Origin of the sequence: Nocardioides alkalitolerans (assembly GCA_038184435.1) — a bacterium.
Classification (GTDB): Bacteria; Actinomycetota; Actinomycetes; order Propionibacteriales; family Nocardioidaceae; genus Nocardioides; species Nocardioides alkalitolerans_A.
Map to the genome: position 1 here is coordinate 2274277 of CP116227.1, position 22686 is coordinate 2296962.

At 75.1% G+C, this 22686-nt stretch carries 19 protein-coding genes; 9 read left to right on the top strand and 10 right to left on the bottom strand.

Features of this window, described 5'->3' with window-relative positions:
- Positions 1-103: 103 nt before the first annotated feature.
- Positions 104-2416, bottom strand: a complete 2313-nt coding sequence (locus tag PIR53_10930; GenBank protein ID WZH50542.1) for a molybdopterin-dependent oxidoreductase — start codon at positions 2414-2416, stop codon at positions 104-106.
- Positions 2417-2596: 180 nt separating this feature from the next.
- Between PIR53_10930 and PIR53_10935 the strand changes: the two genes are divergently transcribed.
- The 6 genes from PIR53_10935 to PIR53_10960 are packed head-to-tail and all read left to right on the top strand — an operon-like array spanning position 2597 to position 9955.
- Positions 2597-4258 (top strand): ABC transporter substrate-binding protein, encoded by a 1662-nt coding sequence (locus PIR53_10935; protein ID WZH50543.1) that lies wholly within the window; start codon positions 2597-2599, stop codon positions 4256-4258.
- Between the two features lie 10 nt (positions 4259-4268).
- The gene (locus PIR53_10940) at positions 4269-5267 is read left to right on the top strand and encodes an ABC transporter permease (protein WZH50544.1); all 999 of its coding nucleotides are present in this window, start codon (positions 4269-4271) and stop codon (positions 5265-5267) included.
- Positions 5264-6178, top strand: coding sequence for an ABC transporter permease (locus PIR53_10945; protein ID WZH50545.1), 915 nt, complete (start codon positions 5264-5266; stop codon positions 6176-6178). The genes PIR53_10940 and PIR53_10945 overlap by 4 nt, the downstream gene beginning before the upstream one ends.
- The gene (locus PIR53_10950; protein ID WZH50546.1) at positions 6157-7824 is read left to right on the top strand and encodes an ABC transporter ATP-binding protein; all 1668 of its coding nucleotides are present in this window, start codon (positions 6157-6159) and stop codon (positions 7822-7824) included. Before PIR53_10945 ends, PIR53_10950 begins: the two co-directional genes overlap by 22 nt.
- Positions 7821-8924 carry an LLM class flavin-dependent oxidoreductase gene (locus PIR53_10955; GenBank protein ID WZH50547.1) on the top strand — a complete coding sequence of 368 codons (1104 nt, stop codon included), beginning with the start codon at positions 7821-7823 and terminating at the stop codon, positions 8922-8924. The genes PIR53_10950 and PIR53_10955 overlap by 4 nt, the downstream gene beginning before the upstream one ends.
- Complete coding sequence (locus PIR53_10960) at positions 8921-9955, top strand: 2-dehydropantoate 2-reductase N-terminal domain-containing protein (protein ID WZH50548.1); 1035 nt, start codon at positions 8921-8923, stop codon at positions 9953-9955. The genes PIR53_10955 and PIR53_10960 overlap by 4 nt, the downstream gene beginning before the upstream one ends.
- Before the next feature lie 561 nt (positions 9956-10516).
- Here PIR53_10960 and PIR53_10965 read toward each other — a convergent pair.
- Together PIR53_10965 and PIR53_10970 are read right to left on the bottom strand one after the other, a co-directional pair.
- Positions 10517-11350 (bottom strand): sulfurtransferase, encoded by an 834-nt coding sequence (locus PIR53_10965; GenBank protein WZH50549.1) that lies wholly within the window; start codon positions 11348-11350, stop codon positions 10517-10519.
- Positions 11351-11400: 50 nt separating this feature from the next.
- A complete protein-coding gene (locus PIR53_10970) occupies positions 11401-12285 on the bottom strand; it encodes a LysR substrate-binding domain-containing protein (GenBank protein WZH50550.1) in 885 nt (294 codons plus the stop codon).
- A gap of 151 nt (positions 12286-12436) precedes the next feature.
- On the opposite strand from PIR53_10970, the gene PIR53_10975 reads away from it, so the two are divergent.
- Positions 12437-13252, top strand: coding sequence for an alpha/beta hydrolase (locus PIR53_10975; GenBank protein WZH50551.1), 816 nt, complete (start codon positions 12437-12439; stop codon positions 13250-13252).
- Positions 13249-14634, top strand: a complete 1386-nt coding sequence (locus PIR53_10980; GenBank protein WZH50552.1) for an FAD-linked oxidase C-terminal domain-containing protein — start codon at positions 13249-13251, stop codon at positions 14632-14634. Before PIR53_10975 ends, PIR53_10980 begins: the two co-directional genes overlap by 4 nt.
- Here PIR53_10980 and PIR53_10985 read toward each other — a convergent pair.
- Genes PIR53_10985 through pdxH form a run of 5 tightly spaced genes read right to left on the bottom strand, consistent with a single transcriptional unit; the run spans position 14612 to position 20222 of the window.
- Positions 14612-15526, bottom strand: a complete 915-nt coding sequence (locus PIR53_10985) for an SDR family NAD(P)-dependent oxidoreductase (GenBank protein ID WZH50553.1) — start codon at positions 15524-15526, stop codon at positions 14612-14614. The genes PIR53_10980 and PIR53_10985 overlap by 23 nt on opposite strands.
- A 19-nt stretch (positions 15527-15545) precedes the next feature.
- Positions 15546-16493 carry an aldo/keto reductase gene (locus tag PIR53_10990; GenBank protein ID WZH50554.1) on the bottom strand — a complete coding sequence of 316 codons (948 nt, stop codon included), beginning with the start codon at positions 16491-16493 and terminating at the stop codon, positions 15546-15548.
- Between the two features lie 34 nt (positions 16494-16527).
- The gene (locus PIR53_10995; protein WZH50555.1) at positions 16528-18132 is read right to left on the bottom strand and encodes an ATP-binding protein; all 1605 of its coding nucleotides are present in this window, start codon (positions 18130-18132) and stop codon (positions 16528-16530) included.
- Positions 18122-19522: a PAS domain-containing sensor histidine kinase gene (locus PIR53_11000; GenBank protein WZH50556.1), complete on the bottom strand. Its 1401-nt coding sequence runs from the start codon at positions 19520-19522 to the stop codon at positions 18122-18124. The genes PIR53_10995 and PIR53_11000 overlap by 11 nt, the downstream gene beginning before the upstream one ends.
- Positions 19523-19562: 40 nt before the next feature.
- The gene (pdxH, locus tag PIR53_11005) at positions 19563-20222 is read right to left on the bottom strand and encodes a pyridoxamine 5'-phosphate oxidase (protein ID WZH50557.1); all 660 of its coding nucleotides are present in this window, start codon (positions 20220-20222) and stop codon (positions 19563-19565) included.
- A 121-nt stretch (positions 20223-20343) separates the two neighbouring features.
- On the opposite strand from pdxH, the gene PIR53_11010 reads away from it, so the two are divergent.
- Positions 20344-21447 carry a citrate synthase 2 gene (locus PIR53_11010; protein ID WZH50558.1) on the top strand — a complete coding sequence of 368 codons (1104 nt, stop codon included), beginning with the start codon at positions 20344-20346 and terminating at the stop codon, positions 21445-21447.
- Positions 21448-21481: 34 nt separating this feature from the next.
- Here PIR53_11010 and PIR53_11015 read toward each other — a convergent pair whose 3' ends face one another.
- Both PIR53_11015 and PIR53_11020 read right to left on the bottom strand, forming a co-directional pair.
- On the bottom strand, positions 21482-22102 hold the full coding sequence (locus PIR53_11015; protein ID WZH50559.1) for a hypothetical protein: 621 nt from the start codon (positions 22100-22102) through the stop codon (positions 21482-21484).
- A gap of 81 nt (positions 22103-22183) precedes the next feature.
- Positions 22184-22684 carry a GNAT family N-acetyltransferase gene (locus tag PIR53_11020; protein WZH50560.1) on the bottom strand — a complete coding sequence of 167 codons (501 nt, stop codon included), beginning with the start codon at positions 22682-22684 and terminating at the stop codon, positions 22184-22186.
- Positions 22685-22686: the final 2 nt, after the last annotated feature.

Genomic DNA, 22686 nt, shown 5'->3' on the forward strand with positions numbered 1-22686 from the left:
TCGAGCTGGGTTGTTCGGTGCGGCAGGAACGTCGAGTTGGGACGAACGCCGCCGAACAACCCAGCTCGACGCCCATGCCGTGCCGAACAACCCAAGTCGGCGCTCAGCGCCCCACCAACAGCGGCGGCTCGAAGGCACGGACGGGGGGCACGGGGCCGTCGTACCGCTCCACCTCCACCAGCACGTGCGCCCCGCTCGTCGCCTGCGTCAGCGTCGAGGTCGGCACGTCGCGGGTCAGCACGTTGACGTTGCCGTGGACGCAGTCGGCGACCTCCGGGGCGCTCGGGTCGAACCACGCGCCCGTGTGCATCTGCGCGACCCCGCGCATCAGCGCGTCGCTGAGCACCGCGCCCGCCAGCAGCGACCCCTGCGCGCTCCGCACCCGCACGACGTCGCCCGCCGCGATCCCCCGGGCCGCCGCGTCGGCCGGGTGCAGCCGCACCGGCTCCCGTCCGGCGACCTTCGTCGACGCGCTCGCCGCGCCCATGTCGTGCTGGCTGTGCAGGCGGTGGGTGGGCTGGTTGCACAGCAGGTGCAGGGGGTACGTCGCGGCGTCGGGCGCGCCCCACCACGCGGTCGGCGGTCGCCACCGCGCGTGCCGGTCCACGTCGGGGAGCCCGAAGCCGCCGATGGTCGCCGAGACCAGCTCGATCCGTCCGCTGGGGGTGCCCAGGGGCGCCCCCGCCGGGTCGGCCCGGAACGCCGCGAACGCCGCGTCCTCCGGCGGGTAGGGCGTGACCGGCAGGTCGAGGCCGCCGTCCGCCCAGAACCGCGCGAACTCCGGCGCCGGCGGCGCGCCGGGCGCCGCCCGCCACTCCTCGTAGATGCGCTCCAACCAGCCGCGGGCGTCGAGCCCCTCGTCGTGGTCCGCGCCGAGGCGCTCCGCCAGCCGGCCGAGGATCCAGAGCTCCTCCCGCGCGTCGCCGTACGGCGCGGTCGCCGCCCGCGAGACCCGCAGCCGCGTGTCGCCGGCGCCGGCGGCGATGTCGTCCCGCTCGAGCGTGCCGGCGACGGGCAGCACGACGTCGGCGTGCCGGGCCGTCGCGGTCCAGTGGGTCTCGTCGACGACGAGCGTGTCGACGCCCCGGAACGCGGCTCGCAGCCGGCGCAGGTCCTGGTGGTGGTGGAACGGGTTGCCGCCCGCCCAGTGCACGAGCCGCACGTCGGGCAGGCGGAGCACGCCCCCGTCGAACGGCAGCGCGCCGCCCGGCGAGGTCAGCAGGTCGACGATCCGCGCGCACGGGATGAGGTCGGGGACGGGGTTGCGGCCCTGGTCCAGCACGGGCAGCCGTCCGTCGTCGAGGCCGACGCCGTAGTCCCCCATCGAGCCGAACCCGTGCGCGAAGCCCCCGCCGGGCAGCCCCACCTGGCCGAGGAACGCGGCAAGGGTGAGCGCGGCCCAGACCGCCTGCTCCCCGGCCTCGCCGCGCTGCACCGCGTAGACCACGTTGACGAGCGTGCGGCCGGCCGCCATGCGACGGGCCAGGTCCCGGAGCGCACCGGCGGGCGCCCGCGAGATCGCCTCCGCCCACTCGGGCGTCTTCGGTACGCCGTCGCTCTCGCCCCGCACGTACGCCACGACCTCGTCGGCACCGACGCAGTGCGTGGCGAGGAACTCCTCGTCGGCAAGACCCTCCGTCACGAGCACGTGGAGCAGCGCCAGCGCCACGGTGACGTCGGTGCCGGGCATGACGCCGACCCACTCCGCGCCGAGCTCGTCCCAGGCGTCGTCGCGCTGGGCCGAGAGGGCGACGAACCGCGTGGTCGCGGCGGCCGTCCGCGCCAGGTCGGACCCGCGGTGCCGGGCGTGGCCGCCGGGCACGACCCAGGTGTTGGACCGGCGCAGCCCGCCGAAGGTGACGACGAGGTCCGTGTGGTCGGCGACGTGCTGCCAGGAGACCGGGCGGCGCCGCAGCGCCAGCGTCCCGTCCGCGCCCACGAGGTGCGGCAGCAGCACGAGGCTGGCGCCGCGGCTGTAGTCACCGACCGACCGGGTGTAGCCGCCCGTGCGGTTGAGGAAGCGGTGGAGCTGGCTCTGGGCGTGGTGGAGCCGGCCGGCGCTGCCCCAGCCGTAGGACCCGCCGAAGACCGCGGCATCGCCGTGGGCCGAGCGGACCCGGCGGTACTCGGCGGCCAGCAGGTCGAGCGCCGTGTCCCAGTCGACCTCGACGTAGGGCTCGTCCGGGTCACCGCGCCGGTCGTCGGCGCCGGGCCCGTCCTCGAGCCACCCCTGCCGCACGCTCGGCCGCGCGACCCGGCTGGGGTGCCGGTGCGCGCCCGCGGCGTTGCCGATCGCGGGGGCGGCGTCGGGGTCGTCCGCGTGCGGCCGCGCCGTCACCGACGTGCCGTCCTCGGCGACGTCCACGAGGTAGGTGCCCCAGTGTGCGCTGGTCTCGACGGTGCGTCCGGTGTCCACGGTCCCGACCCTAGGCACGGCCCGCGCCGGCGTCCCTACACCGGACCATCACCGTCTGCGATCGGATCTCATCCCTCGTTGCTGTTGGAGGTCCGGCGCCGCCCGGCCCTACGCTCAAACCCTAGTAACCCGATCGACAAAACCGCTCTACGCGACCACGTCCCGACCCGAAGGACCACCATGACCATCCCCCGCTCGCCCCGTCGGCCCCGCGCCGGTCGGGCCGCCACCGCCACCGCCGGACTCCTCGCCACCCTCATGGTGGCCGCCGGCTGCACGGCCGGTGGCGCGCAGAGCCAGGCGGGCGGCGAGCCGCAGGAGGGGGGCGACCTGGTCTTCCTCATCGACTCGCTCGGCCCGACGTGGATCCCCAACAACTCGTCCATCTCCAGCTTCCAGGGCCACATCTGGGGCCACCTCGCGGACAAGCTCGTGTACGTCGACGAGAACGGCACCGTCAGCCCCTGGGTCGCCGAGAGCTGGGACCAGAACGAGGACGCCACGCAGTTCACCCTGAAGCTCAAGGACGGCGTGACCTTCTCGGACGGCAGCCCCGTCGACGCGGCGGCGGTCGTCGCGAACCTCGATATCTGGGCCCGGGGGGACGTGGAGCGCGGCATCAACCCGATCGGTCTCTTCCCGAAGACCTACGTCGGCGCCGAGGCCCTCGACGACCTGACGGTCCAGGTGGACTTCGACGCGCCCACGCTGGGCTTCATCCCCACGCTGGGCTACCACGGCTCGATCCTCATCTCCCCCGAGACGCTGGCGGCCCCGGCCGAGGAGCAGGCCGACCTCGCGAACGACATCGGCAGCGGCCCGTTCGTCGTGGAGTCCTGGACGGAGGGCGACGAGGTCGTCCTCAAGAAGCGCGAGGACTACGACTGGGCGCCGGAGGCGCTGGACCACGACGGTCCGGCCTACCTCGACACCCTCACCTACAAGGTCGTCGCCGAGCCCTCGGTGCGCACGGCGGCCGTGCAGTCCGGCCAGGCACAGGTCGCCTACAACCCCTCGCCGCAGGAGCTGGAGTTCTACGGCGAGCAGGGCTTCACCGTCGCCGCCCCGCGCTACCTGGGCTTCGTCAACGGCTACGCGATCAACACCCAGGTGGCCCCGTTCGACGACGTACGCGTGCGCCAGGCGCTGCAGGTCGGCATCGACCGCGACGAGATCCTGTCCACGGTCTACACCGACGACTGGCTGCCGGCCGAGTCCTTCATCCAATCCAACGTGCCCGGCGCGACCGACCACAGCGACGCGCTCGTGCACGACGCCGACGCGGCCGCCGCGCTGCTGGACGAGGCCGGCTGGGTCGAGGGCTCCGACGGCGTGCGCACGAAGGACGGCCAGCGGCTCTCCTTCACGCTCCACCCCAACCCCTACCTGGCCACCTCCCAGGCCGTCGACGAGCTCGTCGCCCAGCAGCTCGCCGAGCTCGGCTTCGACGTCGACATCCAGGCGTACGACGTCATCACCTTCGGCGAGCGGGTCTCCTTCGCGAACCCGAGCATCCCGACCTACGAGGTCACCCGCAGCTTCATCGACGCGGGCACCGTGGCCGGCGTGCTCACCGACGCGGACAACGGCGAGAACTGGTTCAACCTCGGGCAGAGCGACCCCACCCTGACCGACCTGGCCCAGGGTGTCGCGACCGCGACGACGACCGAGGAGCGCGACCCGGTGCTCGACGAGCTGCAGGGCTACGTGCTCGACCAGGCCTACTTCGTGCCGCTGACGCAGATCGCGCAGCGTCTCTACCTGCAGTCGCCCGACGTGCAGGGCGTCACCTACAACGGCGTCGCCTACGCGAACTACTACACCGCCTGGCTGGCGGAGTGACGCGGCCCCGATGACCTCCACCACGAACCGGTCCGCAGCCCGCAGGGCCTACGGACGCTACGCCGCACGGCGCCTCGCGCAGGCCGTCGCCGTCGTCCTCCTGGCCTACGTCTTCACGTTCCTCGTGATCAGCGTGCTGCCGGGCGACCCCGTCAGCAACGTCCTGCGCGACCCGCAGAACAACTTCTCCGAGCAGGAGATCGCGCGGATCGTCGCCTACTACGGCCTCGACCAGCCGATCTGGGTGCAGCTGTTCGAGGCGCTGTCCCGGTTCGTGGTGGGGGACCTCGGGGTCTCCCTCCGCTCCAACCTCCCCGTCTCCGGGCTGCTCGCCGACGTGCTGCCCTCGACCCTGCGCCTCGCCGGCGCCGCCCTGGTGGTCGCGCTCCTGCTCGCCTTCGCGATCGCCTTCGGGGTGCGCAACCTGCCGGCCCCGCTGGCCCGTCCGCTGCGCGCCTTCCCCTCGCTCTTCCTCTCGGTCCCGAACTTCCTCATCGGGCTCCTGCTCATCCAGTGGTTCTCGTTCCAGCTCGGCCTGTTCCTGGTGATCGACGCCGAGAGCCCGTGGGCCACGTTCTTCGCGGCCGTCGCGCTCGGCATCCCGGTCTCGGCGCAGATCGCCGAGGTGCTCATCGCCAACCTCGACCACGAGGCACGCCAGGAGTACGCCGCGGTGGCGCGCTCCCGCGGCCTCGGCCGGGCCCGGCTGTTCACGGCCCACCTGCTGAAGCCGTCCTCGCTGCCGGTGGTGACGGTCGTGGCCCTCACGGTGGGCGAGCTCCTCGGCGGCTCGCTCATCACCGAGACGATCTTCGGGCGCAACGGCGTCGGCAACCTCGTGCAGCGCTCGGTCGCCACGCAGGACCTGCCGGTGCTGCAGGCGGTCGTCGCCCTCGCCGCCGTCGTGTTCGTCGTCGTGAACCTCGTGGCCGACCTGGTCTACCCCCTGCTGGACCCGCGCGTGCGGCTCGACGCCTCCCCCGCGCCCACGAAGGAGGTCTCCGCATGACCCTCACCTCGATCTCCACGGGCGGGGAGGCCGCACCGCCGCCCGCGCCCGCCGCCGAGGCCGGCGGTGGACCGCAGCGGCGCGGCACCCGGCTCGGGCCGTCCCGGGCCCGCGGGGTCCTCGCCCGGCTGCGACCGAGCGTGGTGCTCTCCTTCGCGGTGGTCGCCGTCGTGCTCGCCTGGTCGGTCGCGCCGACCCTCTTCACGTCCTACGACCCGGCCGTCGGGGTCACGGCCGACTTCTTCCAGCCGCCGAGCGCGGCGCACTGGTTCGGCACCGACCACCTCGGGCGGGACGTCTACGCCCGGGTCGTGCACGGCACGGCCTCGTCCGTGACGAGCGCACTGGTGGCCGTCGCGATCGGCCTGCTCGTCGGTGGCTTCGTCGGCCTCCTCGCAGGCTTCCTCGGCGGGCTCGTCGACGTGGTGCTCGCCCGCTTCGTCGACGTGCTGCTCGCGATCCCGAGCTTCCTGCTCGCGGTCGTCGTGGTCAGCGCCCTCGGCTTCGAGACGATCAACGCCGCCATCGCCACGGGCGTCTCGGCGGTGGCGGTCTTCGCCCGGGTGATGCGCGCGGAGGTGCTGCGCACGCGCAGCTCCGTCTTCGTGGAGGCGGCCTCCGTGCTCGGCGCGAACCGGTGGCAGGTGCTCACCCGCCACGTCCTGCCCAACGCGTCCCGCTCGGTGCTGCAGCTCGCGGTGCTCCAGTTCGGCCTGTCGATCCTCGTCATCGCCGGCCTGGCGTTCCTGGGCTACGGCGACCCCCCGCCCGCCTCCGACTGGGGCCTGCTGATCTCGGTCGGCAAGGACTACCCGCTCGCCCCCTGGCTCGTCTACGCCCCGGCGATCGTCACCGTCGCCACCGTCCTCTCCGTGAACAGGATCAGCCGATGGCTCCGCACGACCGACTGACGACCCTGCTCGACGAGCCCGCCACGGCGACGCCCCCGGACGTCCCCCCGGTGCTCGCCGTGGAGGGGCTGACGATCTCGTACGGCGGCACGCAGGTCGTGCACGGCGTCGACCTGGCGATCGGCCGCGGGCAGAGCCTCGCGCTCATCGGCGAGTCAGGCTCCGGCAAGTCGACCATCGCCCGGGCCCTGCTGCGCCTGCTGCCCGAGGGCGGGCGGGCCCGCGGACGCGCCGTCTTCGAGGGCGTCGACGTGCTCGCGCTCCCGGAGCGTCGCTTCCGGCCGCTACGCGGACGCTCGATCGGCTTCGTGCCCCAGGACCCCGGCGCCTCCCTCAACCCGGTGCGCACCATCGGCGCGCAGGGGCTCGAGGCCGCCGCGCTGCTCGACCTCGACTCGAGGGCGGAGCGCCGCGAGGCCGTGCTCGAGACCCTCGCCCAGGTCGGTCTCGACGACCCGCGGCGGGTGGCCGCGTCGTACCCGCACGAGCTGTCCGGCGGCATGCTGCAGCGGGTGCTGATCGGGCTCGCCGTGCTCCCCCGCCCGGCGCTGCTCGTCGCCGACGAGCCGACCTCGGCGCTGGACGTGACGATCCAGAAGCGCATCCTCGACCTGCTCTCCGACCTGCAGGCCGACCTCGGCAACAGCCTCCTGCTCATCACCCACGACCTCGCGATCGCGGCCGAGCGGGCCGACGCCCTCGTCGTGCTCAAGGACGGCACGGTGCACGAGTCCGGGGCCACCACCGAGGTCTTCGCGGCACCCTCCTCGGCGTACGCGCGGCGGCTGCACGCGGACGTCCCGTCGCTGAACCCCGATCGGTACGCCGACCTCCGCGCCGTCGGCGAGCGCCGCCGTCGCGACGCGGACGCGACCCCTGCCCGGATCGAGGTCGCGGGCCTGACGAAGACCTTCGGCCGCGGGGACGACGCGCTGGTCGCCGTGGACGACGTGTCGTTCTCGGTGCCGGCCGGCACGACGCACGCGCTCGTGGGCGAGTCGGGATCGGGCAAGACCACGACGATCCGGCTGCTGGTCGGGCTCGAGACCCCCGACCGCGGCTCCGTGGAGGTCGCGGGCGCGCCCGTGCACCAGCACAGCCGCGCGGAGCTGCGCGAGGCACGGCGCCACCTGCAGCTCGTCTACCAGAACCCGTTCACCTCGCTCGACCCGCTGTGGAAGGTGGAGCGGCTCGTGCGCGAGCCCCTCGACCGGTACGGCGTCGGCACCCGCGCCGAGCGGAGGGACCGGGTGCGCGAGGCCGTCGCGTCCGTGGGCCTGTCCGACGAGCTGCTGACCCGGCGCCCCGCGGCGCTCTCGGGCGGGCAGCGGCAGCGCGTGGCCATCGCCCGCGCGCTCGTGCTGCACCCCGACGTGCTGGTGCTCGACGAGCCGACGTCGGCGCTCGACGTGAGCGTGCAAGCCGACATCGTGCAGCTGCTGCTCCGGCTGCAGGCGGAACGGGGACTGACCTACCTGTTCGTCTCCCACGACCTCGCGCTGGTGCGGCAGCTCGCCCACACCGTGTCCGTCATGCGGCACGGGAAGGTGGTCGAGTCCGGGCCGGTCGCCGAGGTCTTCGCGGCACCGGAGCACGACTACACCCGCACCCTGCTCGCCTCCGTGCCCCGGGGAGCGGAGCGGTGACGGCGGCTGCTCCCGACACCCTTGCCGGCCCCGCGCGGGTGCCCGCGGCGCGGGCCACGCAGCGACTGGGCTTCAACACCCGGGTGTCGTTCTCCGACGAGGCCGGTCCGGCCGCGGGGCTCGCGGACGGGGTGCGCCTGTTCGCCGCCGCGGAGGAGCTCGGCTACCAGGCGGGCTGGGCCTACCAGCGCCACTTCGACCACTACCTGTCGTCGCCGCTGCCGTTCTTCGCGGCCGTGGGGCAGCGCACCGAGCGCATCACGCTGGGCTCGGCGGTGCTGCCGATGCGCTACCAGGACCCGGTGCTGCTCGCCGAGGCCGCCGGCACGACCGACCTGCTCGTCGGCGGGCGCCTCGAGCTGGCCCTGTCCGCCGGCGCGACCGCGAGCTGGGACGGGGTGTTCGGCGCGGTCGAGGTCGACGCGCGTACCGAGGCGCGGCGACGGCTGCGCCGGTTCCTCGACGCCGTGGCGGGCGAGGTGCTGCACGTCGTCGACGGCGAGGGCCAGGGCGCGCCCGTCGGGACCCCGATCCGCGTGACCCCGCACAGCCCCGGCCTCCGCGGACACCTGCGCCAAGGCGTCACGAGCGCGGGCTCGGCCGAGCACGCCGCGCGGCTGGGCCTGGGGCTCATCACCGGCACCGTGCTGACCGACGTGCCCGCCGGCCACTCCTTCGGCGAGCACCAGGCGCGCATCATCGCGACCTACCGCCGCACCTGGGCGGAGCTGCACGACACCCCGGTCCCGCCCGTCGCCGTCGCCGCCTCCGTGCTGCCCGGCACGAGCGCGGCGCTGCGCGAGCGGTACGCCGCGTACGACCACCAGCGTCGTACCGAGGGCATGGCGGCATCGCGCCCCGCGGGCGCCCTCACCCCCGTGCAGACGGCGGCACTGCCCGCCGGGACGGCGATCAGCCCGGTGCACCACGGCGACCCGGACGCCGTCGCCGCCGCGGTGCTCGCCGATCCCGGTATCGCGTCCGCCGACGAGCTGGTGCTGTTCCTGCCGCCGGCCTTCGACCTGGCCGCGAACGTGCGGCTGCTGCGCGACCTGGCGACCACCGTCGCCCCCGCCCTCGGATGGAGCCCCTCCGCATGAGCATCCCCTCCCCCCGCCGCTACGTCGTGATCGGCGCCGGCGGCGTCGGGGCCGCGCTGGCCGCGGGACTCACCGACGCGGGTCTCGACGTCGTGCTCGTCTCGCGGGGCGCGACGCTCGGTGTGGTGCGGGAGCGCGGGCTGCGGTTCACCCACGCGGGCCGCACCCGGGTGCTCGACGTTCCCGTCGCCGGCGGTCCCGACGAGGTGGGCCTCCGCGCCGGGGACGTCCTCGTGCTTGCCACCAAGTCGCAGGACGCAGCCGCGACGCTGCCGCTGTGGGCCTGGTCGGCGCGTGCCGACGGCGGCGTCGGAGCCGACCTGCCCCTCGTGCTGCTCCAGAACGGGCTCGAGGCCGAGCGGATCGCGCTGCGCTACTTCCCCACCGTCGTCGGCGGCGTCGCCCTCATCGCGGCGCGCCACGTCGTGACCGGTGAGGTCGACGTCGCCAACGCCCCGCGGCTGGGCGAGGTCGTCCTGGGCGCCTACCCCTCGGCCACCGCCGCGTCGGCGGCTCGGGCGGCGGCTCGGGCGGCGGCTCGGGCGGTCGCGGAGCAGGTGGCCGCGGACCTCGACCGCGCCGGGTGGCTCGCCCAGCACGTGACGGACATCGAGCGGTGGCTGGCCTGGAAGCTGGTCGCGAGCGTGACCTTCGCGGTCGGCGTGCTCTCCGGCGACGACGACGAGCGCGCTCGGCTGCGCACCGACCTCGCCGCCGAGGCCCGCGCTGTGCTCGCCGCCGCCGGTCAGGACCCCGCCGACGCTGCACGCGAGCTGGCGCACGACCGGTCCCTGGCCGCGGTGGCGCCGGGCGCCCACGGACCCGGCCAGCAGTCGCCGTGGCAGGCGTTCGCGCGCGGCGCCGGCAGCGAGGTCGACTTCCTCAACGGCGAGGTCGTCCTGCTGGGCCGGCTGCACGGCGTACCCACGCCCCTCAACCACGCCGTCCAGACCGTGCTGGGGCGGTCCGCCGCGTTGGGCGAGGGGCCCGGCGTGCACAGCGTCGCCGACGTACGGGCGCTCACCGGCTGATCCTGACCGTGGGCCGGGCGTCCGCGGGCGCAGGCCGTGCCCGGGACGTCATGCGCTCCGGCGCCCCGGGGCCGCGGTTCGCATGACGTCCGCGAGGTGGGCGGTCGCGGGGCGGGGCGAAGTGTGCGGCTGGGACACCCCCGCCCGAGCCGGACCCACCCCAACCGCACATTTCTCGGCTCGATCCCGCCGCCCGCGGCGCGCTCGTGTCCTGAGGGAGGAGGGGCCGCGTCGGAGGAGCGCAGCGGAGGAGACGTGGTCGGGATCGACCGAAGGACAGGAGCCCAGAGCGCCGCGGGCACGGCCGAGCGGAGCGAGGCCCAAGCGCACAGCGGCGTGGTCGGGATCGATCGAAGGACAGGAGCCCAGAGCGCCGCGGGCACGGCCGAGCGGAGCGAGGCCAGAAAGCACCGCGGCCTGTTCTGCGGAACGGATGCACCCGGACCGCCCCTCAGATCGCATCCGTTCCGTAGAACACGGACCGGTACGCCGCTGGCCCGAACCCGACGCCCGCCGCCCAGAGCGCCGCGGGCACGGCCGAGCGGAGCGAGGCCAGAGGGCTCAGTCCCCCGTCGCCACCGGCAGGTCGTGGTTGCTCCACTGCGACCAGGAACCCGGGTACAGCGCCGCGTCGACACCGGCCACCGCCAGCGCGGCGACCTGGTGGGCGGCGGTGACGCCGGAGCCGCAGTAGACGGCGACGGGCCGCGAGCCGTCGGCCCCCAGCGCGGCGAAGCGCGCCCGCAGGGCGTCGGCCGGGAGGAACCGGCCGACGGCGTCGAGGTTGTCCCCGGTCGGGGCGCCCGTGGCGCCCGGCACGTGGCCGGCCTTCGGGTCGACGGGCTCGACCTCGCCGCGGAACCGCTCGGGTGCGCGGGCGTCGAGCAGCACGCCGGCGCGCGGGAAGTCGCCGACCGACGCGAGCTCCAGGGTCGGCAGGGCACCGGGCACCAGCTCGACGTCCCCGGGCTCGGGGACGACGTCGTCCGTGTCCAGCGCTCCGCCGGCGGCGGTCCAGGCCGGCAGCGCGCCGTCGAGGAGCCGGACGTCGGTGACGCCGGCCCAGCGCAGCAGCCACCACGCGCGGGCGGCTGCGAGGTTGCCGGCGCCGTCGTACGCCACCACGCGGGACCCGCGCCGTACGCCCCAGCGGCGCGCAGCCTCCTGCAGCGCGGCGACGTCGGGGAGCGGGTGGCGCCCGTCGGTCGGTTCGCCGTGGGCGGCGAGCTCGGTGTCGAGGTCGACGTAGACGGCACCGGGGACGTGCCCGGTGAGGTAGTCGCCGTGGCCCGGCGGCCCGCCGAGCCGCCAGCGCACGTCGAGCACGACGAGGTCGTCGCCACGGGCGATCTGGGCGGCGAGCTCCGTCGCGGAGACCAGCACGTCAGAGGTCATGCCTGCATCCTCTCCGAGGTCCGAGTCCGAGGTCCGAGGTCCGACGCCGCTCACCCCGCGACCAGCAGGCGCGGGGCCTGGGAGGTCGCGAAGAAGGCCTCGCCGGCGTCGAGCGCCGTCGCCTCGATGTCCGCGTCGAGACCGCGACGCGCCAGCACGTTGAGCCCGGCGGAGCCGACCGCGGGCAGGTCGTCGCGCGCGACGACGCCCGACGGGACGCGCCCCGCGACGCTCGGGAGCAGCGCCACGCCGATGCCGGCCCGCACGCCGGCGAGCACGCCCTCGAGCGTGCTCGACTGCGCGGCGACGGTGACCCGTCGGCCCTCGGCGCCGAGCGCCGCCATCGCCCGCTCGCGCAAGGCGCACGGCTCCTCGAAGGCCACGAGCTCGATGGTGTCGTCGTCGGGGCCCGGCGGCTGCCACCCGGGGGCGGCGTACCACGACAGCGGCAGCCGGCCGATCTCCCGGCCGCCCTCGTTGCCCCGGGAGGCCAGCACGAAGGCGAGGTCGATGGCGCCGCGGCCGACCGCGTCCTCGAGCTGGGTCGAGCGGCCGATCTCGAACCGGGTCGCGACGCCCGGGAAGGCGTCGGCGAGCGCGCGGATCATCTCGGGCAGGACGTGCTCGGCGGAGTGCTCCGTCGACCCGACCACGACGACCTGCTCCTGGGGCACCCGGAGCCGGGCGAGGGCGTCGTCGTGGACCACGAGGATCCGCCGCGCCTCGGCGAGGACCGCGTCGCCCTCGGGCGTGAACCGCATCCCGCGCCCCTCCTTCGCGAACAGCTTGCGCTTGAGTGCGCGCTCCAGCAGGCGCACGTGCTGGCTCAGCGCGGGCTGGCTGATGTGCCGCGCGGCGGCGGCGCGGCTGAAGCCGCCGCACTCGGCGATGGCGACGAGGGTGCGGAGGTGCTCGAGGTCGAGGGTGGAGCTCATGGCCCCGACCATAGGTGACTTAGTGGACCGGATTAGTAGATCTTGCGATGCGGACATCCGTCTCACGTCGGCACGCCACGACGTTCCGGATCGGTACCCATCACCGACCACTGTTGGACACCGCACCGCCCCCGGCCGGAGGCTGTCGCGCATGACGCTCACCGCCTCCCCCCGCACCCTCCTCTCCCCCACGACGTACGACGAGCCCGCGGGCGTCGCCGCACGCGCCACCCTCGTCGTGCTCACCGGTCGTGGCGAGACGCCGGCCGGGTACGCACGCCTGGGGCGCCGTCTGTCGGCGGACGCCTACCGGGTGCGCGTGGTCGCCACCGACGTGGACGACCTCGACGCGGTGGAGGCGGCGGTGACCGACGCGCTCGGCGGCGCGGCGCCCGACGACGTGGTGCGCCCGCGGGTGCTCCTCGGCTCCGACGCCGGCGCCAACGTCGCCGCGCGCCTGGCCGGTCGCCGCCCCGACCTCGTCGACGCCCTCGTGCTGGCCGGCGTCGTGCTGCCCGGGTCGCGCCCGGCCCCGGGCACCGCCCCGGGCACCGCCCCGGGCACCGCCGCGAGCACCGCCGCGGGACCCGCGTCCCGCTGGGACGAGGAGCTGGAGACCCGCTCGGCCTGTCCGGCCTACCGACGCGTGCTCGGCGAGGACGCCGACTTCGTGCGCGGCGCCCTGGAGACGGAGCTGCCCGCCGAGGTGGCCGGGGACGACCTGTTCGCGGGCGACCTGCCGACCCTCGTCCTCCACGGTGAGGCCGACCCGCTGACGCCGGTCGACGACGTGCTGTCCCTCGTCGCGGACGGCAGCCGCGCCCGGGCCGCCGTGGTCGCGGGCGGTCGCCACGACGTGCTCAACGACGTCGACCACCGCTCGGTCGCCGCCACCGTCGTCCTGTTCCTCGAGAGCCTGCGCCGCGGCGCGGACCTCCCGACGATCGTGGCGCCGGCCGACCGATGACCGCGGCGCTGCGGACCGACGTCCTCGCCCGCTTCCCCGGCGCCCGGGCCGACGCCGCGGCCCTGGCCCGGGGCCGCACGGACCGGTCGGGCACGCCCGGCACGGCCGACCCGATCGCCGTCGTGAGCGCCGCTTCGGTCGACGAGGTGCGCGCCGTGCTCGCGTGGGCGCACGAGCACCGCGTGCCGGTCGTGCCGCGCGGCGCGGGCACGGGACTGGCCGGGGGTGCGGTCGCCGACGGCGCCCTGGTGCTCGACGTGTCCGGGATGCGACGGATCATCCGGATCGACCCCGTCGAGGAGCTCGCGGTCGTCGAGCCGGGCGTGCTCACGGCCGACCTGGACGCCGCCGCGGCCGAGCACGGCCTCATGTACGCCCCCGACCCCGCCAGCGCCGCCATCTCGACGATCGGCGGCAACATCGCCACCAACGCCGGCGGGATGCGCTGCGTGAAGCACGGCGTCACCCGCGACGCCGTGCTCGGGCTCGAGGTGGTGCTCGCCGACGGCCGCCTGCTGCGCACCGGTCGGGCGACGGCGAAGGGCGTCGTCGGCTACGACCTGACGGCCCTCCTCGTCGGTTCGGAGGGCACCCTCGGCGTCGTCGTCGGCGCCACCCTGCGGCTGCGGCCGCGCCCCCACGTCGGCGGGACCGTCCTCGCGACGTACCCCGACGTCGAGACCGCCGCCCGCGCCTGCTCCCGGGTGGGGGCCGCACGGCTGCGACCGAGCCTGCTCGAGCTGATCGACGCGGCCACGCTGGCCGCCGTCGCGGACCACACGGGCACGGCCGCGCTGGCCGCCGGGGCGGCCGTCGTCGCACAGACCGACGGCGCGGACGCGGCCACGGCGACCACCGAGCTCACGGCGGTCGCCGCGGTGCTGCGCGAGGGGGCGGACACGCTCGAGCAGGGCGACGACCCCGACCGGGCCGACGAGCTGCTCACCGCCCGGCGCCTCGCCCTGCCGGCGATCGAGGCGCGGGGCCACGCCCTCATCGAGGACATCTGCGTGCCGCGGGCCCGGCTCGCCGAGGCGGTGCGGGGCATCGAGGCCATCGTCGCCGCCACCGGCGTGCCGATCTACACCTTCGCCCACGCGGGCGACGGCAACCTGCACCCCATCGTCACCTGGCCGCGCACCGCGGAGGGATCCGGAGCGACGACCGGCACGGAGCGACCCGCCGCCGTCGACGACGCCGCCGGGCGCATTTTCGAGCTGGCCGTCGCGCTCGGCGGCACGCTCTCCGGCGAGCACGGCGTCGGCACGCTCAAGCGGGCCTACCTCGGCCTCGAGCTCGAGCCGGACGTGCTCGACGTGCAGCGGGCCGTCAAGGCGGCGCTCGACCCCCGCGGCATCCTCAATCCCGGGAAGGCGATCTGACGGGCGACGGGGTGCGTCCGCTGCTGCCGGCGCGGGCCGCCTCGGAGTCGGGGAAGGCCCGGTCGGCGAGGGAGAAGGCCAGGTCGGTCAGTCGCGGGGCGACGACGTTCGCCACCTCCAGCACCCGCGCCGAGAGCAGGTCCACGGTGACCGGCCGGTCCTCCAGCGCCTTCACGACGGTCTCCGCCGCCTGCTCGGGCGTCAGGGCCCGCAACCGCCGGTAGGCCTCGGTCGGCGCGATCATCTCGGTGCGCACCAGCCCGAACCGGAGGTTCGTGAACGCCACGCCGTCCGCGTAGGTCTCCCGCCCGGCGATGCGTCCGAACACGTCGAGGGCGGCCTTGGAGGCGATGTACGCCGCGAACTTGGGACTCTTGACCTGCACGCCCCACGTGACGACGTTGACGACGTGGCCGAAGCCCTGCTCCCGCATCGCGGGCAGCAGGCCCAGCGTGAGGCGCACCGGCGCCAGGTAGTTGATCGCGATCGTCCGCTCCACGTCGTGGAAGCGGTCATAGGTCAGCTCCAGCGACCGCCGGATCGACCGGCCCGCGTTGTTGACGAGGTGGTCGACGGGTCCGAACTCGGCGTGCACGCGCCGTACCAGCCGGTCGACGGCCGCCCCGTCGGTGAGGTCGACGGGGAAGCAGTACGCCGCGCCGCCGGCCGCCTCGATCTCGGCCCGCACCCGGTCGAGCTCCTCGGACCGGCGGGCGACGAGCAGGACGGTCGCGCCGCGCGCGGCGCACGCCCGGGCGGTGGCCTCGCCGATGCCGGACGAGGCACCGGTGACCATCACGGTGCGTCCCGCGAGCGGGCTGCGCGGATCACCCGTCAGCGTGCGGAGGACGCGGCGGGCGCGGGAGAGCGGCGTGGTGAGCAGGAGCCCCATGGCTCCGACCCTAGAGAGGTCAGCGCGCCCCGTCGAGACGTCCGCGCTGCTCGTCGTCGAGCTCGAGCCGCGCCGCCGCCAGCGCCTGGTCGAGCTGCTCGACCGAGCTGACGCCCACGATCGGGCGCGCGGCGGGCCGACCGCCCAGCAGCCACGCCAGCACGACCTGGCCGGGCGCGACGCCGTGCTCGGCCGCGACCTCGGCGAGCGCGGCCAGGCGCCGCGTCGTGCCGGGGTGGTCGTAGGCCTCCGGGAACGGGCGGTCGGAACGGTCGTAGGCGCCCTGCACGAGCGGGCTGTAGGCCCACAGCTCGAGGTCGGGGTGCTCCGCGAGGTAGTCGAGGGTCTCGTCGGTCGCGAACCCGAACCGGTGGTCCTTGCCGGGCACCTCGACGTCGGGACGGGGCCGCACGTAGGACGTCGTGAGCTGCAGCAGCGAGAAGGGCTCGACGCCCGTGGCCGCCGCGAGCGCGCGCGCCCGCTCGACCCGCCAGGTCGGGTGGTTGGAGATGCCCAGCCGGCGCACCCCACCGTCCGCGACGAGGGCGCCGAAGGTCGCGACGACCTCGTCGAGCGGCACCGACCGGTCCTCGAGGTGGGCCCAGTACACGTCGACGACGTCCACGCCGAGGCGCTCGCGGCTCGCCTCGAACGAGCGGCGCACCACGTCGGGAGCGAGGCCCACGACACCGCGCGAGGGGTCGCCGGGTACGACCGGCTCGGGCCCGACCTTGGTCGCCAGCACGACCTGCTCACGCACCCCCGGGCGGGCACGGAGCCACCGGCCCAGCAGCTCCTCGCTCTGCCCGCCGGCGCCGGTCTCGCTGACCCAGAACGCGTAGCAGTCGGCCGTGTCGAGGGTCGTGCCCCCGGCCTCCACGAACCGGTCGAGGAGGGCGAACGCGGTGCGCTCGTCCGTCCGCGTGCCGAAGTACATGCACCCGAGCACCAGGTCTGCGACAGCCATGGACCCGATGGTGCCATCACCCCGAGGCGAGCCCTCAGACGAGCGGGGCGTCCCGCAGGTGCAGCTCGAACCGCGCGCCGTCGCCCGGCCGCGACTCCACCTCGACCCGCCCCCGGTGCCGCTGGGCCGCGGCCTGCACGATCGCGAGCCCGATGCCGCTGCCCTGGATCGCCTGGGCGTGGGCGTAGGTGCCCCGGAAGAAGCGGTCGAAGATCTGCTCCCGCTCCTCCTCGGGGATCGAGACCCCGTCGTTGGCGACCGTCACGAGGGCTACCCCGTCGGACTGGGTGACCTCGACCGTCACCTCCGCCCGCGCGAACGTCAACGCGTTGCGCACGAGGTGGCGCACGGCGCTGTGGAGCAGCGCCTCGTTGCCGACGAGCGTCGTCACCGTCACGGTGGTGCTCAGCGCCACCGCCGGCGCGTCGCCGACGTGACGCTCCTGCTCCGCGGTAACCGCGCGGCGCACGACGGCCTCGAGGTCGAGGGGCGTGCACGGGTACGCCGACGGGTCGTCCAGCTGCGCGAGCACGACGATCCCGTCGACGAGGTCGGCGAGGCGCTCGGCGTTGCGCGTCGCGACCTCGACGACGGACTGCTGCGCCGGGGTGAGCGCGCCGAGGTCGCCGTCGCGGAGCAGGTCGAGGCGGCCCAGCACGTTGGTCACGGGGGTGCGGAGCTCGTGGCTGGTGGTCGCCACGAAGCGACGCCGGGTGGCCTCCAGCGCCCGCAGCTCCCGCTGGGCCCGCTGCTCCGCGTCGCGGCGCTGGTCGCCGACGAGGGCCAGCGGGAAGGCCCAGGCCGCCGCGAGGGCGACGAAGACCGCGACCGCCCACGACCGCTCGAGGTCGTCGACCGACGAGTGGACGATGGCGAGGCTCGGCGCCTGCAGCGGCGGCCCGACGATCCAGACGACGAGGCCGAGCAGCGTGAGCACGACGAGCTCGGCGGAGGTGACCCGCATGCCGAAGCGGAGGCCCGCCCAGCTGAGCGTGAGGAGCAGCAACGCGGCCACGATCGCCCCGTCGAGACCGGTGAGGGTGCTGGTCGCGGCGGCGAGGAGCGCGAACGTCGCGACCTGGGCGGCGAGCTCCGCCCCGGAGAAGCGGGTGTAGCGACGGTGGGAGCGTTCCAGGAGCAACGGGCACCAGACGAAGATCGCGACGGCGTTGCCGAGCCCCACCACCGCGGCCGAGCGGACGTCCATGCCGCCCGTCTCGGCGACGAGCACCGCCACGAGGCCCACGAACGCGCCCGCGGACACGGCGGCCAGCGCGAGGACGTTGTGGGCGCGGACCGAGTCGACGGCGCGCACGCCCCCGGCCCGGAGCACCCCGGCGGCCACGACGGCGGCCATCGTCCCGGCGACCGCGATGAGCGCGGACTCCAGCACCGGCGAGCCGACGAGCAGGGCGCTCACCCCGATGTAGCTGGGGATCGCCACCAGGCCGAGCACGCGCCACGGGCCCCGCGCCAGCGCCAGCACCGCGGTGCCGATGCCGACCGAGATCCAGATGGGGTTCACCCCGACGACGCCCTCGCCGACGATGCCCCGCCCGACCGCGAGCAGCAGCACCGCGACGACCGCCAGCACCCACGCCGAGCGGTCGAGCGCCGCCCACCGGCTCTCAGCCCGCATGGCTCAGCACGACCTCGACGGTCGTCCCGCTGCCCGGGGCGCTGACGATCGAGACGTCACCGCCGTTGGCCTCGACGAGGTGACGGACGCTGGCCAGGCCGTCACCGTGGCCGCCGTCGCCGTCGTCGGCGAGCCGACCGCGTCGGCCGAGCTCGAAGATGGTGGAGAGGTCGTCCGGGTGGATGCCCCGGCCGGCGTCCGAGACGGCGATGCGCACGGCGGCGCCGGCCTCCTCCCGCACCCGCACGTCGACGTCGCCCTCGGAGTAGCGCAGCGCGTTGCTGACCAGGTTGGCCAGCACCCGCTCGAGGTCGAGGGGGTCCACCCGGGCCGTGACGTCGACGACGTCGGTGCGCACGCGGGAGACGTCGTGGGTGACGGCCAGGTCGTCCAGGGCCTGGCGCAGCGCCGACCCGACGACGGTCACGGCCGCGCGTCGCACCCGCTCGCGCGTGGTGCCGGTCGCGTCGGCATCGGCCTCGACCAGCGACACGGTGCGTAGCAGCTCGTCGAGCATCGTCGACAACCTCCCCAGCGCGACGCCGGAGCGGCGGAGGAGCTCGGCGGGGTCGGCCCCGTCGTCACCGTCCTCGGCGAGGGCCTCGGTGGCCAGCGCGACGTAGCCGCGGGCCGCGGCGAGCGGGTTGCGCAGGTCGTGCCCCAGCGCCCGGTAGATCCGCTGCGCCTCCGCCGCGCGCAGCTTCTGCGCGGTGAGGTCACGCGTGACCTTGAGGAAGCCCACGACGTCCCCGGCCGGGTCGTGGAGCGCGTTGATGGCGATCTCGCCCCAGAAGCGGGTGCCGTCGGCGCGCAGGCGCCAGCCGACGTCGCGGGCCAGCCCCTCGCGCCGGGCGACGGTCAGCAGGTGCTCCGGCCGTCCCTCCCGGCGGTCGTCCTCCGTGTAGAAGACCGAGAAGTGGCGCCCGACGATCTCGTGCGCCGCGTAGCCCTTCACCCGGGCGGCCCCGAGGCTCCAGGAGCGCACCACCCCGCTCTGGTCGAGGCGGACCACGGCGTGGCCGACCACCTGCTCGAGCAGCTCGGCGTCGGACTGCACGCGCGCCGGCTGGGACTCCCCCACCACGACCACGCGGTGCACCTCGACCAGCGAGGACGTGCCCTCGGGGTCGAGGAGCAGGTGCAGCGTCGTCGTCAGCCGCAGCTCCCCGCCGTCCGCGCGGAGCGCCGTGTGCGTGTAGGTCGCCCGTCCCGTCGCCAGTGCCCCGGCGCACGCGCGACGGAAGTCCTGCTGCGCCTGCGAGCCCGCGGGACGCAGGGGCGAGACGGCGCCGACCGCGTCGTCCGCCGTGAAGCCCGTGAGCTGCGCGATGCTGGCCCCCCAGGAGACCACGACGCCGTCCGGCCGCGTGACGACCACTCCCTCCACCACGGGAGAAGGGAACCACGCCCGGGCGCGCGGCGAGGCTTTATCAGGGCGCCAGGCGCACGACCCGCCAGTCCGTCCCCGTCCGCCGGTAGACCAGGCGGTCGTGGAGCCGGCTCGGTCGGCCCTGCCAGAACTCCACGACGTCCGGCTCCACGCGGTACCCGCCCCACGTCGGCGGGACGGGCACCTCGCCGTCGTCGCCGAACCGGGCGTCGGCCGCGTCGTACGCCGCGGTCAGGTCCACGCGCGACCCGACCTCGCGGGACTGGGGCGAGGCCCAGGCGCCGAGGCGGGAGCCGCGGGGGCGCCGCTCGAAGTACGCCGCGACGTCGGCCGCGTCGAGGGGGACGGCCCGGCCCTCGACGCGCACCTGCCGCTCGAGCGGGTGCCAGGGGAAGAGGAGCGCGCAGCGGGGCTCGGCCGCGAGCGCGACGCCCTTGCGCGAGGCGGTGTTGGTGAAGAAGCGGAAACCGTCCGGGCCGAAGCCCTTGAGCAGCACGATGCGGCTCGACGGCGCCCCGTCCGGGTCGACCGTGGCGACGACCATCGCGTTGGGCTCGTGGACGCCGGCGGCGGTCGCCTCGTCGTACCAGCGGGCGAAGGTGGCCAGCGGGTCGGGCGCGAGGTCCGCCTCGTCGAGACCACCGCGGGCGTACTCCTCCCGGAGGTCGGCGAGGTCGCGGTCCGGCAGCGCTGCGCTCATGTCCCCGGACGCTACCGCGACCGTCCATCGGACGCCCCCCTCGCGACCGCTCGGTAACCCCGGGCAGAATGCGTCGCTGGCACGCCACGAGCGCGCCCCTCACCGACGAGAAGGAGCCCTCATGACCGAGGTCCACCACGGCCTGGAAGGCGTCGTCGCCTTCGAGACGCAGATCGCCGAGCCCGACAAGGAGGGATCGGCGCTGCGCTACCGAGGTGTCGACATCGAGGACATCGTCGGGCGCGTGCCGTTCGAGAACGTCTGGGGCCTCCTCATCGACGGTGCCTACACGCCGGGCCTCGCCCCCGCGGAGCCCTACAACCTCCCCGTCCACACCGGCGACGTGCGCGTCGACGTCCAGGCCGCGATCGCGATGCTCGCCCCGGCGCTCGGCTTCCGCCAGACCTACGACATCAGCGACGAGCAGGCCCGCGAGGACATCGGCCGCCTCGCCGTCATGGTGCTGTCCTACGCCGCGCAGTCGGCCCGCGGCCTCCACCAGCCGGTGGTGCCGCAGAAGGTCGTCGACGAGGGCGCGACCCTCGCCGAGAAGTTTCTCATCCGCTGGAAGGGCGAGGCCGACCCCAAGCACGTCAAGGCGATCGACGCCTACTGGTCGAGCGCGGCGGAGCACGGCATGAACGCCTCGACGTTCACCGCCCGCGTCATCACCTCGACCGGCGCCGACGTGGCGGCCGCGTTCTCCGGCGCCATCGGCGCCATGAGCGGCCCGCTCCACGGCGGTGCGCCCTCCCGCGTGCTCGGCATGATCGAGGAGGTCGAGCAGCGCGGCGACGCGCGTGCCTACGTCAAGGAGCTGCTCGACAACGGCGAGCGCCTCATGGGCTTCGGCCACCGCGTCTACCGCGCCGAGGACCCCCGGGCCCGGGTGCTGCGCCGCACCGCGCGCGAGCTCGACGCGCCGCGCTACCAGGTCGCCGAGGCACTGGAGCAGGCCGCGCTGACCGAGCTCCGCGAGCGTCGCCCCGACCGCGTGCTCGAGACCAACGTCGAGTTCTGGGCCGCGATCGTGCTCGACTTCGCCGAGGTGCCGGCGCCGATGTTCACCTCGATGTTCACCTGCGCCCGCACCGGCGGCTGGTCGGCGCACATCCTCGAGCAGAAGCGCACGGGTCGCCTGATCCGCCCGTCGGCCGTCTACACCGGCCCCGGCGAGCGCCCGGCCTCCGCCATCGAGGGCTGGGACGACGCCTGGGGGAAGTGACCCCCGCTCGCCTGCTGCACGCGGCCCGACGGCCTCACCGGTACCAGCCGGTGAGGCCGTTGGCCCCGTCCCAGCTGAGCGAGATGTGGACGTGGTCCACGTGCCGCAGCGTCGGTGAGCACTTCTCCACCGACGAGCACGAGGCGTGCAGGTAGGGACGCGGCTCGAAGCCGTTCCACGCCGCCCAGATCCGGTCGTTCCAGATGAAGTACATGATCCCCTGCATGCGGGCCCGCGCGTCGGTGTGACCGTTGACCGTCGCCGTCACCTCGTTGAAGAAGCGGTAGAACTGCTGGCGCTGCTGCGCGTTGCGCGCGTCGATCGCCCAGTCGACGGCCCGGCTCTCCTTGTGCTCCGACTGCCCGCCCTGGTTGCAGGGTCGCGTGATGCCGATGATCCGGCCGCCGTAGCGCGCCTTGAGCTGGTCCACGAACGCCCGGGTGCCCTTGCGCACGACGACCGTGCAGGCCGTCTGGGGCTCGTACCGGGCGTACGGGTCGATCTGGGCCGCCGCGGCTCCGGCCGCCACCAGCGGCACCCCGGGCGTCGCCGCGCGCGCCGTCTGGGTGTCGAGGCCGGCGACCAGCGCGGCGAGCGCCAGCACGGTGGCGAGGAGCGTGAGCAGCGCCGAGCGGCGCGGGGCGAGCGTTGCCATGGGAACCTCCGAGTTCGTCCGGGGTCCCGTTCGGCGACCGCGGCGGCCACCTGAGCACCCCTTCGGGTGCAATCGCGTGGCTCAGTCCAGGCGCTTGCCCAGGTAGACCGACTCGGGCGCGTCCTTGTAGTGGCCGTAGCCGACCACGGGCACGTAGCCGCACGCCGTGTAGAGCGCGACCGCCGCCGGCTGGCGCGTCCCCGTCTCGAGCACGAGCCCGTCGTGGCCGGCCGCGCGGGCGGTCTCCTCGAGGTGCGCGAGCACGATCCGCGAGAGCCCCCGGCCGCGGGCGTCGGGCGCGACGTACATGCGCTTGATCTCCGCCGCCCGCTCCAGCCCGAGGTCGTGCACGTCGGGGCGGTCCCGCCAGGCCCCGGTCGCGACGGGCCGGCCCGCGTCCGCGTCCGCGTCGTACCCCACGAAGAAGCGGCCCGTCGGCGGGTCGAACATCGTCGGGTCGAGCGGCGTCTCGTCGGGCGAGCCGTAGAGCACCGCGTACTCCGCCTGCACGTCCGCGACGAGGCGCAGCGCGTCGGGGTGCGTGAGCCGCACCTGCTCGATCCGCAGGCCCTGCCGTCCCACCG

What these genes read in the sequence shown, in the direction of transcription:
- PIR53_10965 (WZH50549.1), bottom strand. Translation starts at nt 11,350, where the DNA reads ATGACCTCTGACGTGCTGGTCTCCGCGACGGAGCTCGCCGCCCAGATC.
- PIR53_11015 (WZH50559.1), bottom strand. Translation starts at nt 22,102, where the DNA reads ATGGCAACGCTCGCCCCGCGCCGCTCGGCGCTGCTCACGCTCCTCGCC.
- PIR53_10970 (WZH50550.1), bottom strand. Translation starts at nt 12,285, where the DNA reads ATGAGCTCCACCCTCGACCTCGAGCACCTCCGCACCCTCGTCGCCATC.
- PIR53_10975 (WZH50551.1), top strand. Translation starts at nt 12,437, where the DNA reads ATGACGCTCACCGCCTCCCCCCGCACCCTCCTCTCCCCCACGACGTAC.
- PIR53_10950 (WZH50546.1), top strand. Translation starts at nt 6,157, where the DNA reads ATGGCTCCGCACGACCGACTGACGACCCTGCTCGACGAGCCCGCCACG.
- PIR53_11010 (WZH50558.1), top strand. Translation starts at nt 20,344, where the DNA reads ATGACCGAGGTCCACCACGGCCTGGAAGGCGTCGTCGCCTTCGAGACG.
- PIR53_10945 (WZH50545.1), top strand. Translation starts at nt 5,264, where the DNA reads ATGACCCTCACCTCGATCTCCACGGGCGGGGAGGCCGCACCGCCGCCC.
- pdxH (WZH50557.1), bottom strand. Translation starts at nt 20,222, where the DNA reads ATGAGCGCAGCGCTGCCGGACCGCGACCTCGCCGACCTCCGGGAGGAG.
- PIR53_10935 (WZH50543.1), top strand. Translation starts at nt 2,597, where the DNA reads ATGACCATCCCCCGCTCGCCCCGTCGGCCCCGCGCCGGTCGGGCCGCC.
- PIR53_10980 (WZH50552.1), top strand. Translation starts at nt 13,249, where the DNA reads ATGACCGCGGCGCTGCGGACCGACGTCCTCGCCCGCTTCCCCGGCGCC.
- PIR53_10960 (WZH50548.1), top strand. Translation starts at nt 8,921, where the DNA reads ATGAGCATCCCCTCCCCCCGCCGCTACGTCGTGATCGGCGCCGGCGGC.
- PIR53_10940 (WZH50544.1), top strand. Translation starts at nt 4,269, where the DNA reads ATGACCTCCACCACGAACCGGTCCGCAGCCCGCAGGGCCTACGGACGC.
- PIR53_10985 (WZH50553.1), bottom strand. Translation starts at nt 15,526, where the DNA reads ATGGGGCTCCTGCTCACCACGCCGCTCTCCCGCGCCCGCCGCGTCCTC.
- PIR53_10990 (WZH50554.1), bottom strand. Translation starts at nt 16,493, where the DNA reads ATGGCTGTCGCAGACCTGGTGCTCGGGTGCATGTACTTCGGCACGCGG.
- PIR53_10995 (WZH50555.1), bottom strand. Translation starts at nt 18,132, where the DNA reads ATGCGGGCTGAGAGCCGGTGGGCGGCGCTCGACCGCTCGGCGTGGGTG.